At 73.1% G+C, this 17,375-nt stretch carries 3 protein-coding genes; all 3 read right to left on the bottom strand.

Going from position 1 to position 17,375, the window contains the following annotated elements; genetic code table 11:
- Window positions 1–7 precede the first annotated feature (7 nt).
- The 3 genes from ABZ370_RS04840 to ABZ370_RS04830 all read right to left on the bottom strand — a co-directional run bounded on the left by ABZ370_RS04840 (window position 8) and on the right by ABZ370_RS04830 (window position 17,358).
- On the bottom strand, window positions 8–973 hold the full coding sequence (locus tag ABZ370_RS04840; RefSeq protein WP_358616483.1) for a proline iminopeptidase-family hydrolase: 966 nt from the start codon (window positions 971–973) through the stop codon (window positions 8–10).
- Window positions 974–1,073: 100 nt separating this feature from the next.
- Entirely contained in the window at window positions 1,074–7,100 is a 6,027-nt protein-coding gene (locus ABZ370_RS04835; protein WP_358616480.1) for a type I polyketide synthase, read from the bottom strand.
- A gap of 7 nt (window positions 7,101–7,107) precedes the next feature.
- Complete coding sequence (locus ABZ370_RS04830) at window positions 7,108–17,358, bottom strand: type I polyketide synthase (protein WP_358616477.1); 10,251 nt, start codon at window positions 17,356–17,358, stop codon at window positions 7,108–7,110.
- Between the last annotated feature and the right edge of the window lie 17 nt (window positions 17,359–17,375).

The following is a 17,375-nucleotide window of genomic DNA, read 5'->3' as shown; positions in this document are numbered from 1 at the left end:
CGTCGTCTCAGCCTCCGCTCACCGTCGTGGTCCGCGCGCCGGGTGCGCCGACCGTGTCAAGGAATGTGCCGAGCACCTCGGTGAAGCGTTCCGGTTCTTCGAGGTGCGGGGCGTGGCTGGAGTCTTCGAAGATCTCCCAGCGGGCGTTCGGAATGAGTTCCGCAAAGGGGCGCACGGTGACCGGGGTGGCCTCGTCGTGGCGGCCGGAGACCACCAGGGTGGGCGCCTCGACGCGGGGCAGGTGGTCGATGACCGACCAGTCGCGCAGGCTGCCGATGACGTGGAACTCGTTGGGCCCGTTCATGGTGCGGTAGACCGTCGGATCGGTGACGGCCTCCAGGTAGGAGGCCATGAGTTCGCCGGGCCACGGGTCGAGGCGGCAGACGTGGCGGCTGTAGAAGACGAGCATCGCCTCCAGGTACTCGTCGCTGTCGGTGGTGCCCGCCGCCTCGTGCCGCCGCAGTGTCTCGTCCACACCGGGTGGCAGCTGGGCGCGCAACACGTCCATCTCGGACAGCCACAGCCGGTAGGAGGCAGGGGCGTTGGCGACGATCAGGCCGCGCAGCCCGGCGGGCCGGGTCGAGGCGTGCCAGGCGGCCAGCATCCCGCCCCACGACTGCCCGAACAGGATGTAACCGTCGGCGATGCCGAGCCGGTGCAGGAGGTTTTCCAGCTCGTCGCGGAAGAGCTGAGGTGTCCAGAAGCCGGGGTCGGCGTCCGGCAGGTGGGTGGAGCCCCCGTTGCCGATCTGGTCGTAGTGCACCACGGGCCAGCCGTGTTCGGCGAAGGCGGCCAGCCGGATCAGGTAGTCGTGGGTGGACCCGGGGCCGCCGTGGACGACGACGAGGGCCGGGCGGCCCGCCCCCAGCTGTCCGGTGACGCGGTACCAGGTGCGGTACTCCCGGAAGGGGACGGTTCCTTTGGCCGTTGGCTTTGGCGTGGGCGTGGGCCTGGGCCTGGGCGTGGGCGCCATTTCTCAAACCACCTCGGTTCGGTCCTGCTCGGCAGCGGGGTTCCGCGTCCCCCGTGCGCGGCGTGGATTTCCCCGGGGGAACGTGTACGTCGGTCGCGTGTCACTCAAGCGTCGTCAGCCACTCGTCGATGGTCCGGGCGGTCGTCGGGGCGTGCCGCTGCCCGAGCGAGAAGTGGTCGCCCGGCACGGTGCGCAGCGTGTGTTCCGGGTCCCAGGGCCGGGCCCGCATCTCGGCCGGGTCGACGCCCTCGGGCGGCTCGACGAACGGCTCGGCGGCCTGGACGAACAGGGTCGGCGCGGCCAGCGGTACGGGATCGAACTCCCCCAGTACGCCGAAGTAGTGCGGCATCGCCGACAGCCGCGCCGCGTCGTACGGGCCGTAGGCCGACTCCATGGCCAGCACGTTCCGCATGAGCTGCCCGAACCCGACCTGCATCGCCGTGTCGTCGACGCGGAAGGTGTCGATCAGGATCAGCCCGGCGGGCGGGGCCCCGGCCACCTCCTCCAGATGCCGGGCGAGGACGTGGCCGATGATGCCGCCGGAGGAGTAGCCGAGCAGCGCGAACGGCTCGCCCTCGGCCGCCGCCAGTACGGCGTCGGCCAGCACCCGCGACAGCGCCTCGGCCGAATCGGGCAGCGGCTCGTCCCGGGCGAAACCGGGCAGCGCGAGCGCCGACACCTGGCGGATGTCCCGGAACTCCGCACCCAGCCGGGCGTGCTGGTGCACACCACCGGCGGCCATGGGCGTGGCCAGGCAGATCAGCCGTGTGCGGCGCGGACCATCGGCCAGCCGCACCGTCTGCGGTGCGCGGTCGAGGTCGCCGGGCGCGGCGAACCGGGGCCGCAGTGCCGCCACCGCCGACATCAGCGCCAGCGCGCCGGAGGTGTCATCGGCGTGGACGGCCCGCCGGAACAGCTCGGTCACGGTCTCGTCCGGCACCGCCGCTGTCTGTGCCTGTGCCTGTGTCTGCGTCTGCGTCTGCGTCTGCGGTTCGATGGCGGGGAGGTGTGCCAGTTCATCGGCGACGAGACGGGCCAGCAGGGACGGGTTCTTGCTGTCGAACACCGCCATCGCGGGCAGCTTCAGCCCGGTGGCGGCGTTCAGCGCGGTCCGCAGCTCCATCGCGGTGAGCGAGTCGAACCCGGACTCCAGGAAGTCACGCTCGGGGTCGACCGCCTCGGGGCCGCTGTGCCCGAGCACGGCGGCGGCCAGGCCCAGCACCAGGTCGCGCAGTGCCGCCTCCCGCCGTTCGGCGGGCATCGCCACCAGCTCGCGCCGCAGCGCCGCCGGATCGGCGGACGCCGCACGGCGTCCGGTGGCCGGAACCAGACCGCGCAGCAGCACCGGGAGTTCGCCACCGGTCCCGCTCCGCAGCGTCCGCAGATCCAGCCCCATCGGCACCAGCACCGGTTCGGTGCGGGCGGACGCGGCGTCGAACAGTGCGAGACCGTCGGCCGACGACAGCGGGGGCATGCCCTGGCGGCGCAGCCGCCGCAGGTCGGCCTCGCTCAGGCCGCCCGCCATCCCGGCACCCGCCGTTCCACCGCCCGCCACTCCACCGGTGTCCGCCCACAGCCCCCAGGCGAGGGACTGCGCGGGCAGCCTTTCGGCGTGGCGGTGCCGGGCGAGCGCGTCGAGGAACGTGTTCGCGGCGGCGTAGTTGCCCTGGCCGGGCGCGCCGAGCACACCCGCCGACGACGAGAACAGCACGAAGGCGCCCAGGTCGTGGCCGCGCGTGAGGTCGTGCAGGTTGAGCGCGCCGTCCACCTTGGGGCGCAGCACCTGGTCGAGGGTGTGCGGCGTCAGGTTGGCGATCAGGCCGTCCGCCAGCACCCCGGCCGTGTGCACGACGGCGCCGAGCGGGCGATCGGCGAGCAGCGCCTTCAGTGCCTCCCGGTCCGCCACGTCACAGGCCGCGATCTCGACCGTCGCGCCGAGTCCGGTCAGCTCCTCGCAGAGCCCGGCCGCGCCCTCGGCGTCCAGGCCGCGACGGCTGGTCAGCAGCAGGTCGCGGACGCCGTGCTCGGCGACCAGATGGCGGGCGACGAGCGCGCCGAGGCCGCCCGTACCGCCGGTGATCAGCACGGTTCCGAACCGGTCCCAGGCGGTGGCGTGTTCGGGGTCGGCGGGGATGCGCGCCAGGCGGGGTACGAGGATTTCGGCGCCCTGGATGCGCAGTTCCGGTTCGCCGGAGGCGATGGCGCGTCCGATCGTCTCCAGGCCATCGCCGTTCGTGTGGTCGCCGCCGGTGTGGTCGCTGCCGGTGTCCAGCAGTGCGAAGCGCTCCGGGTCCTCCGCGTGGGCGGCGCGGACCAGGCCCTTCGCGGCCGCGTGGGCGAGGTCGTCGCCACGGGTGACCACCATGAGCCTGCGGTCGGCGAAGCGTTCGTCCGTGAGCCAGGTCTGCAGGGCCCGGAGTGTCGCGCCGGTGACCGTTCTGACGTCGTCGGCGAGGTCGCCCGTGCCGCCGGGGAGCGTCAACGCCACAGTGGCGGGCACCGGGTCGGGGAGTTCCGCCAGGTCGGCGACCATCGTCCAGTCGGCTCCGGCAGTGACGGCGGAGGCGGGCGTCCAGGCCACGTGGAAGAGGGAGTCGGCGGGCCGTGCGGGTGGTGGTGCGAGGTGCTCGGCCGAGACCTCCCGCGCGATCAGCGAGTCCACGGTGGCCACGGGCCGCCCCTGGGCGTCGGCGATACGAATTTCCATCGCGCCCTCGCCCTTGGGCGTGAGCCGGACGCGCGCGGCGGTGGCGCCGGAGGCGTGCGGCCGGACGCCCTTCCAGGCGAACGGCAACGCCGTCGCGTCGTCGTCGCCCGAGCCGAGCAGTATCGCGTGCAGCGCGGAGTCGAGCAGTGCCGGATGCAGGACGAATCCCCCGGCGCCGACCGCGTCGCCGAGCGCCACCTCGGCGAAGGTCTCGTCGCCGACGCGCCAGGCCGCCTTGAGTCCCTGGAACGCCGGGCCGTACGCGAAACCGAAGTCCCGGAAACGTTCGTAGGCGCCGTCGGTGGCGAGCCTCGCCGCCCCCGGCGGTGGCCACTGCCTCAGATCGTCGAATGACGGCGGCGCGGCGGCGGTGTCCTCGGGCGTCAGCACACCCTCCGCGTGCAGGGTCCAGTCCGCCTCCGCGTCGGTGTCCTCGGCCTGCGCGTGGAGGGTGAGGTGGCGGGCGCCCGTGACGCCGTCCGGCGCGCCGACCGTCAGCCGCAGCCGCACACCGCCGCCCTCGGGCAGGGCCAGCGGCGCGTGCAGCGTCAGCTCTTCGAGGACACGGCACCCGACCTGGTCACCCGCACGTAGGGCCAGTTCGACGCACCCGGTCCCCGGCAGCAGCGTCGTGCCGAACACCGCGTGGTCGGCCAGCCAGGGATGGGTGTCCGTCGACAGTCGCCCGGTGAACACCACGGTCTCGGAGCCCGGCACCGCCACTTCGGCGGTCAGCAGGGGGTGATCGAGCGCGCTGAGGCCCATGGACACCGCGTTTCCGCCCGTCCCGGCCACCGGCTCCGACAGCCAGTAGCGATGTCGCTGGAAGGCGTAGGTGGGCAGATCGACGCGGTGTGCTCCCCGTCCCGCGAAAAGGGCCGACCAGTCGGGAGAGGCGCCCGTGGTGTGCAGTTGCGCGACCGCCGTCAGCAGTGTCCCGGCCTCGGAACGGTCGCGGCGCATGGCCGCCACCGTGGTGGCGTCCGGCGCGGTCTGCCGGGCCATGGCGGTGAGGATGCCGTCCGGCCCGATCTCCAGGAACCGGGTCACGCCCTCCGCGTCCAACTGCCGTACGTCGTCGGCGAACCGCACCGCCTCCCGCACATGTCGCACCCAGTACTCTGCCGACGCCACATCCTTGACGAAACGGACCACCGGCTCGCGGTACTCCACACTCTCCGCGACCTTGCGGAACTCCTCCAGCATCGGGTCCATCAAGGGCGAGTGGAAGGCATGCGAGACGGACAAGCGGCTCGTCTTACGGTCCTTGAAGTGCTCGGCCACCGCCGCTACGGCACCCTCCGCACCGGAGACCACCACTGACGACGGACCATTGACCGCCGCGATCCCCACCTCACCATCCAGCAGCGGCGCAACTTCCCCCTCCGTGGCCTGAATCGCCACCATCGCTCCACCCGACGGCAACGCCCCCATCAACCGCCCCCGCGCCGTAATCAACCGCGCGGCGTCCGCGAGACTCAGCACTCCCCCGACATGGGCGGCGGCAAGTTCGCCAATGGAGTGACCGGCCAGATAGCCCGGGCGGACTCCCCAGGACTCCACCAGCCGATACAACGCCACCTCCACAGCGAAGATCGCGGGCTGAGTGAACTCCGTACGGTGCAACACCGCCGCATCGTCACCCCACACCACCTCCTTCAGCGGAAGCCCCGACGCCTCGCACACCGCGTCGAACGCCGCCGCGAACACCGGAAAGCCGCTATACAACTCCCGCCCCATACCCAGGCGTTGACTCCCCTGCCCCGTGAACAGGAACGCCACCTTGCCCTCGCGGACCCTGCCGGTGACGGCGGACGGCGACGGGACTCCCCGGGCCAGTGTGGTGAGGCCCGCGAGGAGGCCGGGGCGGTCGTCGGCGACGACCGCCGCACGGTGTTCGAGGGCCGCGCGGCCGGTCGCGAGCGAGAAGGCCACGTCCTCGGGGGCCAGGTCCGGGCGTTGCTCCAGGTGGGAGTGGAGGTGTTCGGCCTGTGCCCGCAGCGCCTCCGGGCTCCTGGCCGACAGGGTCCACAGAGTGGGGACCGTGGCGGCGGCCGGTGGCGCGTCCTCGTCCGCCTCGGCGGGCGGCGCCTCCTCGATGATGACGTGGGCGTTGGTCCCGCTGATGCCGAAGGAGGAGACGCCCGCGCGGCGCGGATGTTCGCCGCGGGGCCACTCCCGCGCCTCGGAGAGCAGCCGGACCTCGCCCGCCGCCCAGTCCACCTGCGGTGACGGCTCGTCCACATGCAGCGTCCTCGGCATGACGCCGTGCCGCATCGCCTGGACGACCTTGATGACGCCCGCCACGCCCGCCGCCGCCTGAGTGTGGCCGATGTTCGACTTGATCGAGCCGAGCCACAGCGGGCGGTCCCGCTCCTGGCCGTAGGTGGCGAGCAGCGCCTGCGCCTCGATCGGGTCGCCGAGCGTCGTTCCCGTGCCGTGTCCCTCGATCAGGTCGACCTGGTCGGCGGATATCCGGGCGTGGGCCAGGGCCTGCTTGATCACACGTTGCTGGGAGGGGCCGTTGGGGGCGGTCAGGCCGTTGCTGGCGCCGTCCTGGTTGACCGCCATGCCCCGTACCACCGCCAGCACCGGATGGCCGTTGCGGCGCGCGTCCGACAGCCGCTCGACCAGCAGCATGCCCACGCCCTCGCCCCAGCCGGTGCCGTCGGCGGCCGCCGCGTACGACTTGCAGCGGCCGTCGGGCGCCAGCCCGCGCTGGTGGCTGAATTCGATGAACGTCTCGGGCGTCGCCATCACCGTGACACCGCCCGCGAGCGCGAGCGAGCACTCCCCCGACCGCAGCGCCTGGACCGCCCAGTGCAGGGCGACCAGCGAGGACGAGCAAGCGGTGTCGACAGTGACGGCCGGGCCCTCCAGGCCGAGGGCGTAGGCGACGCGGCCGGAGGCGATGGCGCCCGTGCTGCTGTTGTAGGTGTAGTCGTGGTACATCATCCCGGCGAACACACCGGTCGGGCTGCCCTTGAGCGTCGTCGGATCGATGCCCGCCCGCTCCAGCACCTCCCAGGACGCCTCCAGCAGCAACCGCTGCTGCGGGTCCATGACCATCGCCTCGTTCGGCGCGATCCCGAAGAACTCGGCGTCGAACTCGGCCGCGTCGTACAGGAACGCCCCTTCCCGGCTGTACGTCTTGCCGGGGCGGCCGGGCTCGGGGTCGTAGATGCCCTTCTCGTCCCAGCCGCGGTCGGTGGGAAACCGTGAGACGGCGTCCGTCCCGTCGGCGACCAGCCGCCACAGCTCCTCGGGCGAGGCCGCGCCGGGGTAGCGGCAGCTCATGGCCACGATCGCGATGGGTTCGCGGGAGGCGGCCAGCAGGGCGCGGTTGCGGACGCGCAGGTTCTCGGTCTCCTTGAGCGACGCGCGCAGCGCCGCCACGAGTTTGTGGTCGGTGTCGGCCATCGTGTCCTCAGGCTTCTCGCGTCGCGTCGTCGTCCAGGGCAGCCACGGCGGTGTCCTGCAGCGCCATGCTGATGAGGGTTTCGGTGTCCATCGCGTCGATCGCGTCCCCCTGCTCCGCCACCGGCGCGGCCGTGGCGGGGGCGGGGGCGGCTCCGGCGAGTTCGAGCAGGGTGTCCATCACCCCCGCGTCGTGCAGCCGGGTGAGCGGGATCGAGGCGAGCAGACGGCGGACCGTCTCCTCCTCGTCGGTGCCCGCGCCACCGTCGGCGCCGTCGGGCGCCAGTTCGGCGGCGAGGTGCTCGGCCAGCACCCGGGCATTGGGATAGTCGAAGATCAGGGTGGGTGGCAGCCGCAGTCCGGTGGCGGCATTGACGGCGTTGCGGAATTCGACCGCCCCCAGCGAGTCGAATCCGAGGTCGCCGAAGGCCCGCTCGGGTTCGATGGCCTGCGGACCCGCGTGGCCCAGCACGGCGGCCGCATGGGTGCGGACGAGGGTGAGCAGTTCGTCGTACCGCTCGTCGGCGGGCAGTGCGGCCATCCGCTGCCGCAGCTCGGCCGACCTTCCCTCGTCGTGCCGCCCCGACACCGCGCGCCGCGTGGAGCCACGCACCAGGCCGCGCAGCATCGGGGGCACCTCGGCCGCGTTCAGCGCCTTGATGTCCAGGCTCACGGGGACCAGTACGGGGGTGGCGAGTGCGCAGGCCGTGTCGAAGAGCTTCAGCCCTTCGGCGGGCGACAGCCCCACCAGGCCCGTACGGCCCATCCGCTGCCGGTCGTGGTCCGCCAGCTCCCCGGCCATACCGGCGTCGGTGGCCCACAGGCCCCAGGCCAGGGACTGGGCGGGCAGGCCCTGGGCGCGGCGGTGTGCGGCCAGCGCGTCCAGGAACGCGTTGGCCGCCGCGTAATTCCCCTGACCCGGCGCGCCGACCGCGCCCGCCGCCGAGGAGAACAGCACGAACGCGCTCAGGTCCATCTCACGCGTCAGCTCGTGCAGATGCAGCGCCGCGTCCACCTTCGGACGCAGCACCCGGTCCACCCGCTCCGGCGTCAGCGACGTGATCACCCCGTCGTCCAGCACACCCGCCGCATGGACAACACCCGACAGCTCCCGACCCGCCAGCAACGCGGCCAGCGCCTCCCGGTCCGCGACATCACACGCCGCCACCTCCACCTCGGCACCGAGGCCGGTCAGCTCCGCCACCAGCTCGGCCACGCCCGGTGCGGCCATCCCTCGACGGCTGGTCAGCAGCAGCCGCCGGACCCCGTGTCCGGTGACCAGGTGGCGCGCCACCAACCCGCCCAGCGCTCCGGACGCGCCCGTGATCAGTACCTCGTCGCCGAAGACGGACGACGGTTCGGACTCCGTCACCGAAGCGGCCCGCAAGCGCGGTGCGTACACCTTCCCGTCCCGGACCGCCACCTGCGGCTCGCCCGCCGCCAGCGCCAGCGCGATGTCCGCGTCATCCGCGTCGTCCGCCGTCCCGGCCACGCCCACGTCGACCAGGACGAACCGCCCCGGGTCCTCCGACTGGGCGCTGCGCACCAGGCCCCACACCGCCGCACCGGCCAGGTCGGTGATCTCCTCATCGGCCACCGACACCGCGCCCCGGGTGACGACCGCCAGGGTGCCGGTCCCGGCCCCCTGGAGCGCCGTCAGCGCGGATCGCAGCGTGGACCGGACGTCGTCGCCCTCGGCCCGCCACACCGTGAAGTCGTCATGGCCCTGCGCGGCCACCGCCACCGGTGTCCACTCCACCTGGAACAGCGAGTCGACGCGGGCGAGCGACGGTGTCGCCATCGGGCGCAGGGTCAGGGAGTCCACAGAGATGACCGGACGGCCCGTGCCGTCCACGGCGTCCAGGGTGACCTGATCCTGGCCGGGCGACGTCAGCCGCACGCGGAGCACATCGGCGCCGGAGGCGTGCAGTTCCACGCCCGTCCAGGAGAACGGAAGCACGACGCGGTCCTCGGCCGACAGCAGCGGAATCGCGTGCAGGGCCGCGTCCAGGAGCGCCGGGTGCAGCCCGAACCGGTCCGCCGCGCCGGACAGCACGACCTCGGCGAACACCTCGTCGCCGCGCCGCCACGCGGCCTTCAGCCCCTGGAACACCGGCCCGTACGCCACTCCGGCATCCGCCAGCGCCTCGTACAGGCCCGCCACCTCCACTGGCTCCGCCCCGGGCGGCGGCCACGGCATCGGCTGGGCCGCCTCGGTGGCGGTGGCCGGTGCCGGGGCCAGGGTTCCGGCGGCGTGCCGGGCCCAGGGCTGATGGATCTCGTCCTCGCCGCGCGAGTACACCTCGACCGGCCGACGCCCCGAGCCGTCATCCGGCCCGACCAGCACCTGGAGGGCCACGGCGCCGCGCTCCGCGAGGACCAGTGGCGTCTCGATCGTCAGTTCCTCGATCCGGCCGCATCCCACTTCGTCGCCCGCGCGGACCGCCAGCTCGATGAAGCCGGTACCGGGGAAGATCGGCCCGCCGCCGACGACGTGTTCGGCGAGCCAGGGCTGCGTGCCGGGCGACAGCCGCCCGGTCAGCACCGTCTGATCCGTGCCCGCCACTGCGACCGCCGCATCCAGCAGCGGATGATCGGACGACTCGGGCCCGCGCCCCGACTCCAGCCAGAACGACTGCCGCTGGAAGGGATAGGTGGGCAGATCGACGCGCCGCGCCCCGCGGCCGCCGAGCACGGCCGCCCAGTCCACCCGGACTCCGGCGGTGAACAGCCGCCCGACCGCGGTGAACAGGCTTTCGGTCTCGGGACGGCCACGGCGCAAGGTGGCCACCATCGTGCCCTCGGCCGCCGCCCCTTCGGCCAGTGTCGTGCCCTCAGCCGCCGTCGTGCTCTCGGCCACCGTCTGCCGCACCATCGCCGTCAGCACGGCGTCCGGCCCGATCTCCAGGAACCGGCTGACGCCTTCGTCCCGCAGTACGCGCACATCGTCGGCGAACCGCACGGTGTCCCGAACATGCTGCACCCAGTACTCGGCCGACGCCATGTCCTTCGTCAGCCGGATGGCCGGTTCACGGTAGGTGACCCCCTCGGCGACCTCCCGGAAGTCGTCCAGCATCGGGTCCATCAGCGGCGAGTGGAACGCGTGGGACACCTTCAGCCGGGTCGTCCTGCGGTCGCCGAACCGCTCGGCGAGGGCAGCCACGGCGTCCTCGGCGCCGGAGACGACCATGGACGCCGGGCCGTTGACGGCCGCGAGCCCCACCCGTTCCCCGAGCAGCGGGGTGATCTCCTCTTCGGTGGCCTCGATGGCCACCATGGCGCCACCGGGCGGCAGCGCCTGCATCAGCCGTCCGCGCGCGGTGATCAGGCGGGCCGCGTCCGCGAGGTCGAACACCCCGGCCACATGTGCCGCCGCCACCTCGCCGATGGAATGCCCGGTCAGCACGTCCGGCTTCATTCCCCACGACTCCAGCAGCCGGAACAGCGCCACTTCGAGCGCGAAGACGGCGGGCTGGGTGAACTCCGTGCGGTGCAGGGCGACTTCGTCGCCCCACATCACCTCGCGCAGCGGCACGTCGAGCGCGTCGCACAGCTCGTCGAACACCGCCGCGAACACCGGGAATGTGTCATACAGCTCCCGGCCCATTCCCGCCCGCTGGCTGCCCTGCCCGGTGAACAGGAACGCCAGCCTGCCCTCGGTGACCGAGCCGACGACGGTCTCGGACGGCCCGACCCGCACCGCGCGGTGCTCCAGCGCGGCCCGACCCGTGGCGGCCGAGTACGCCACGTCCAGCGCGTCCTGTCCGGTGGCGGTCATCCGGTCGAGCTGGGCCTCCAGCGCCGCCCGTGTCCTGGCCGACATCACCAGCGGAACCACCGGCAACTCCCGTCGTTCCGCAGCGACTTCCTCGGTCTGCGGCGGGGCTTCTTCGATGATGGCGTGGGCATTGGTCCCGCTGATGCCGAAGGAGGACACGGCCGCGCGGCGCGGGTGCTCGCCGCGTGGCCACTCCCTCGGCTCGGTGAGCAGCCGGACCTCGCCCGCCGCCCAGTCGACCTGTGGTGTCGGCTCGTCCACGTGCAGTGTCCTCGGCATGACGCCGTGCCGCATCGCCTGGACCATCTTGATGACGCCCGCCACCCCGGCCGCGGCCTGGGTGTGGCCGATGTTCGACTTGATCGAGCCGAGCCACAGCGGCAGGTCCCGCTCCTGCCCATAGGTGGCGAGCAGCGCCTGCGCCTCGATCGGATCGCCCAGCGTGGTGCCCGTGCCATGCGCCTCGACCGCGTCCACCTCGGTCGGCGACAGGCCCGCATTGGCCAGCGCCTGACGGATCACGCGCTGCTGGGAGGGGCCGTTGGGGGCGGTCAGGCCGTTGCTGGCACCGTCCTGGTTGGTCGCGGTTCCCCGTACGACCGCCAGCACCGGGTGGCCGTTGCGGCGGGCGTCCGACAGCCGCTCGACCAGCAGCATGCCCACGCCCTCACCCCAGCCGGAGCCGTCGGCCGCGGCGGCGAAGGACCGGCACCGGCCGTCCTGCGACAGGCCGCGCTGCTCGCTGAACTCGATGAAGTTGTCCGGCGTGGCCATCACGGTGACGCCGCCCGCGAGGGCGAGGGTGCACTCGCCCGACCGCAGCGCCTGGGCGGCCAGGTGCAGGGCGACCAGGGAGGACGAGCAGGCGGTGTCGACGGTGACGGCCGGGCCCTCCAGGCCGAGGGTGTAGGCGACGCGGCCGGAGACGATGGCGCCCGTGCTGCTGTTCTGGCTGTAGTCGTGGTACATCATCCCGGCGAACACACCGGTCGGGCTGCCCTTGAGCGTCGTCGGATCGATTCCGGCGCGCTCCAGCACCTCCCAGGACGCCTCCAGCAGCAACCGCTGCTGCGGGTCCATGACCAGCGCCTCGTTCGGCGCGATCCCGAAGAAGCCGGGGTCGAACTCGGCCGCGTCGTAGAGGAAACCGCCCTTGTCGACGTAGGTGGTCCGTGGCCGGGTGGCCGTCGGGTCGTAGATCCGCTCCAGGTTCCAGCCCCGGTTGTCGGGGAAGGCCGAGATGGCGTCCGTCCCGTCGTCCACCAGCCGCCACAAGTCGTCCGGCGAGGCCACTCCTCCGGGATAGCGGCAAGCCATGCCGATGATCGCGATCGGATCGTCGCTGTCGGCCGGGGTCGTGACGGGCGTGACGTGGCCCTCGTGCACGGTTCCCGACACCTCGTCCAGGAGATGGCGCGCGAGAACGGTGGGGGTCGGGTAGTCGAACACCAAGGTGACCGGCAGCCGGAGGTCCGTGGTCTGGCTCAGCGCGTTGCGCAGCTCCATCGCCGCCAGCGAGTCGACCCCCAGATCGCGGAACGCGCGCTGCGGGTCGACGGCCTCCGGTCCGGCGTAGCCGAGTGTCATGGCGGCCTGGGCGCGGACCAGGGTCAGCAGCGTCTCCAGCCGCTGGTCCTCGGTCAGGCCCGCCAGCCGCTGACGGAGACCGTCCGCGTCGTCCCTGGTCCGGGCGGTGCCACGGGTGACGACGGGCACCAGCCCGCGCAGCAGCTCCGGCACCGAGCCGCTGGCCCGGACGGCCGCGAGGTCCAGTTTCACGGGGACGAGCGCGGCTTCCGCTCGTACGGAGTCCGCGCGCACGGCCGCGTCGAAGAGGGCCAGGCCTTCGCGGTGGGACAGCGGGAGGATGCCACCGCGGGCCATCCGGGACCGGTCGGTGTCGCCCAGGCTCCCGGCCATACCGGAGTCGGTCTGCCACACTCCCCACGCCAGGGACTGGGCGGGCAGGCCCTGGGCGCGGCGGTGTGCGGCCAGGGCGTCCAGGAACGCGTTGGCCGCCGCGTAATTCCCCTGTCCCGGTGAGCCGATCACCCCGGCAGCCGAGGAGAACAGTACGAACGCGCTCAGGTCCATCCCGCGTGTCAGCTCGTGCAGATGCAGCGCCGCGTCCACCTTCGGACGCAGCACCCGGTCCACCCGCTCCGGCGTCAGCGACGTGATCACCCCGTCGTCCAGCACACCCGCCGCATGGACAACACCCGACAACTCCCGGCCCAACAGCAACGCGGCCAGCGCCTCACGGTCCGCGACATCACACGCCACCACCTCCACCTCGGCCCCCAGCCCGGTCAGCTCCGCCACCAGTTCGGCGGCGCCGGGCGTGTCCGCTCCCCGGCGGCCGGTCAGCAGCAGCCGTCGTACCCCGTACTCGGTGACGAGGTGGCGGGCCACCAGACCGCCCAGCACCCCCACCCCGCCGGTGATCAGCACCGCGTCGCCGAACGCCGGTGCCGCGTCGTCTTCCGTCTCCGATGTGTCCGCCACCCGGGCGAGCCGGGGAGCGTAGAGAGTGGCTCCGCGCACCACGATCCGGGGCTCTCCGGTCGCCCACGCCGACGCGATGGCGGCGTCGTCCGGGCCTTCGGCCGTGTCGTCCAGGTCGACGAGGACGAACCGGCCCGGGTCCTCGGTCTGGGCGCTGCGGACCAGGCCCCAGACCGCCGCCCCGGCCAGGTCGGGGGCGTCCTCGCCGGTCAGCGGCACCGCGCCCCGCGTGACCACCGTCAGCCGGGAGGTGGCGGACTGCAGTGCCTCCAGCGCCTGGTTCACCGCCGTACGCACATCGGCTCCGGCGGCGACGCGCAGCACGTCCGTGTTCTGCGTGTCCTGCGTAGCCGCTTCGGTGGCCGTGTCCCCGCTGCCGGGAAGCGGGGTCAGGGCGACGTGGAAGAGCGATTCGGTGCGGGGCCGTGTCGTGACGGCGGTGAGGGGGCGCAACACCAAGGACTCGACCGTCGCCACGGGTTCACCGGTCGCGTCGGCGATCGTCAGCGCCACGGCGCCGTGTTGGCGCGGGGTGACGCGCACCCGCAGTGCGCCCGCGCCGGAGGCGTGAAGTTCCACGCCCGACCAGGCGAACGGCAGCAGGGCGCCATCACCGGCCCCGTCACCGGCCCCCGCCGGGGAGAGGCCGATCGTGTGGAGGCCCGCGTCGAGCAGGGCCGGGTGCAGACCAAAGCCATCCGGCTCGGCACCGTCCGGCAGGGCGATCTCGGCGAACACCTCGTCCCCGGCCCGCCAGGCCGCCCGCAGCCCCTGGAAGGTCGGCCCGTACGCCAGCCCCGCGTCGACCAACTCCCCGTACAGGGTGGCGACATCGAGGTCCAGTGGCTCGGCCCCGGGTGGCGGCCAAGCGGTCAGGGCGCTGCCACCGGCCGGGGTGGCCACGGTCAGCAGACCGGTGGCATGCCGGTTCCAGGGCAGGTCGATGGCGTCCTGGTCGCGGGAGTACACGGTGACCGCGCGGCGGCCCGCCTCGTCCGCCGTGCCGACGACGACCTGTACGGCCACTCCGCCGCGCTCGGTGAGGACCAGGGGCTCGTGGAGGGTCAGTTCCTCGATCCGGCCGCAGCCGACCTCGTCGCCCGCGCGCACCACCAGCTCCACGAACCCGGTGCCGGGGAAGAGGACCGATCCGTCGATGACGTGGTCGGCCAGCCAGGGCTGGGTGCCGGTCGACAGCCGTCCGGTGAGGACCACCTCGTCCGATCCCGCGAGCATGACCATCGCACCCAGCAGCGGGTGGCCCAGCGCGCCCAGGCCCATCGAGCCGGCGTCGGCGCCTCCCGCCTGTTCGGTCAGCCAGTACCGGCGGTGCTGGAAGGGGTACGTCGGCAGCTCCACCTGCCGGGCCCCGGACCCGGCGAACACCTTCTCCCAGTCGACGTCCACGCCATGGGTGTGGGCCTGGGCCAGGGCGGTCAGGAAGCGGTCCAGGCCACCGTCGTCGCGGCGCAGGGTGCCGATCGCGGTCTGTTCCATGCTGGGTGCCAGCACCGGATGCGCGCTGGCCTCGATGAACACGTCCATGCCGCGCTCGGTGAGCAGGCCGATCGCCCGGTCGAACTCCACGGTCTGCCGCAGATTCCGGTACCAGTAGCCCGCGTCCAGCCCCGTGGTGTCCATGAGGTCGCCGGTCACGGTGGAGTGGAACGGAATCCGCGCGGCGCGGGGCCGGATCGGGGCCAGCACCTCCAGCAGCTCCTGCTCGATCCGTTCCACCTGGGCCGAGTGCGAGGCGTAGTCCACCGGAATCCGCCGCGCCCGCACGTCCTCCGCCTCACACGTGGCGAGCAGTTCCTCCAAGGCGTCCACCTCGCCCGAGACCACGGTGGAGGCGCCACCGTTCACCGCCGCGACGGACGCCCGGTCGCCCCACCGCGAGAGCCGCCGTTCCACCTCCTCCCGGGGCAGCGCGACCGACACCATGCCGCCCAGGCCGGACAGCGCGGGCAGCGCCCTGCTGCGCAACGCCACCACCCGGGCGCCGTCCCGCAACGACAGCGCTCCGGCCACGGTCGCCGCGGCGATCTCCCCCTGGGAGTGGCCCACCACCGCGACGGGCTCCACGCCGTAGTGCCGCCACAGCCCCGCCAGCGACACCATTACCGCCCACAGCACGGGCTGGACCACATCGACCCGCTCCAGCATGGCTTCGTCGCCCAGCGCGTCGCGGAGCGACCAGTCCACGAAGGGCGCCAGCGCCTCTTCACACGCGGCCATGTGTTCCGCGAACGCCTGGGACGAAGCGATCAGTTCGGTCGCCATCCCTACCCACTGCGACCCCTGCCCCGGGAACACCATCACCGGGCCGGTCGTGGAACGGGCGGACACCACCGGAGCCTGCCCCTGCGCCACGGCGTCGAGGGCCTGCGCGACCTCCTCGCCCCGGGCGCCCATCACCGCGGCCCGGTACGCGAAGGGCGCCCGCCGTGTCGCCAGCGACCACCCCACGTCCGCCGGGCACAGCTCCGCCGCCACGTCCCGCAGCCGCGCCGCGTACGCACGCACCGCGGCCTCGGACTTGCCCGAGATCACCCACGGAACTACACGCTCCTCCGAGCCGTCCTGCGACTCCGGGCCCTCCTGCGGCGCGTCCTCGACCGGCGGGGCCTCCTCCAGGATCACGTGTGCGTTCGTCCCACTGGCGCCGAACGACGACACGGCGGCGCGGCGCGGGCCTTCGCCCTCCGGCCAGGCGCGGGCCTCGGTGAGCAGCCGGACGTTCCCCGCCGCCCAGTCCACCTGCGACGTCGGCTCGTCCACGTGCAGTGTCTTGGGCAGCGTGCCGTGCCGCATCGCCTGCACCATCTTGATGACACCGGCGACGCCCGCGGCCGCCTGCGTGTGGCCGACGTTCGACTTGACCGATCCCAGCCACAGCGGCCGGTCGTCGGGGCGGTCCTGGCCATAGGTGGCCAGCAGCGCCTGCGCCTCGATCGGATCGCCCAGCGTCGTCCCGGTGCCGTGGGCCTCCACCGCGTCCACGTCGGCCGCCGACAGGCCCGCGTTGGTCAGCGCCTGCTGGATGACCCGGCGCTGGGACGGGCCGTTCGGCGCGGTCAGGCCGTTGCTGGCGCCGTCCTGGTTGACGGCGCTGCCGCGTACGACCGCCAGTATCCGGTGGCCGTTGCGGCGCGCCTCCGACAGCCGCTCCAGCACCAGCACACCGACGCCTTCGCCCCACCCGGTGCCGTCGGCCGCCGCCGCGAACGCCTTGCAGCGGCCGTCCACCGACAGGCCCCGCTGACGGCTGAACTCCACGAAGGTGACCGGCGTCGACATCACCGTCACCCCACCGGCCAGCGCCAGGGAACACTCCCCGCCGCGCAGCGCCTTGACCGCCATGTCGAGCGCGACCAGCGACGACGAACAGGCGGTGTCGACCGTCACCGCCGGGCCCTCGATGCCCAGGGTGTAGGCCACGCGGCCGGACACCAGCGCGCCCGTCACGCTGCTGCCCGGGTAGTCGTGGTACACGAGCCCGGCGAACACGCCCGTGGCGCTGCCCTTCAGCGACGGCGGATCGATTCCGGCCCGTTCCACGGCCTCCCAGGACGTCTCCAGCAGCAGCCGCTGCTGGGGATCCATGGCCAGGGCTTCCAGCGGGCTGATGCCGAAGAACTCCGGATCGAAGTCGCCCGCGCCGTCGAGGAAACTGCCCAGCCGGACGTAGCTGGTGTTCTCGCCCGTCCCGTCCGGGTCGTACAGCCCGTCCAGGTTCCAGCCCCGGTCGGTGGGGAACTCGCCCACCGTGTCCCGGCCGTCGGCGACCAGGTCCCACAGCCCCTCCGGCGTGGCGGCGCCACCGGGGAAACGGCATGCCATTCCCACGATCGCGACCGGCTCACGCTCCCGGTCCTCCACCTCGTGCAGACGGCGCCGGGTCTGCTGCAACTCACCGGTGGCGAGCCGCAGATACTCCCGCAGCCGGTCTTCGTTGGAGTCCTTCGACATCGTCATCAACCCATCCGTGAAAG

This window comes from Streptomyces sp. NPDC005962, assembly GCF_040629205.1.
GTDB lineage: Bacteria > Actinomycetota > Actinomycetes > Streptomycetales > Streptomycetaceae > Streptomyces.
Note: the sequence above shows the minus strand (reverse complement) of the source record. Positions and strands in the feature narration are given on the sequence as shown.

Coding starts and splice junctions, on each gene's coding strand:
- ABZ370_RS04840 (WP_358616483.1), bottom strand. CDS start 973: ATGGCGCCCACGCCCAGGCCCAGGCCCACGCCCACGCCAAAGCCAACG.
- ABZ370_RS04835 (WP_358616480.1), bottom strand. CDS start 7,100: ATGGCCGACACCGACCACAAACTCGTGGCGGCGCTGCGCGCGTCGCTC.
- ABZ370_RS04830 (WP_358616477.1), bottom strand. CDS start 17,358: ATGACGATGTCGAAGGACTCCAACGAAGACCGGCTGCGGGAGTATCTG.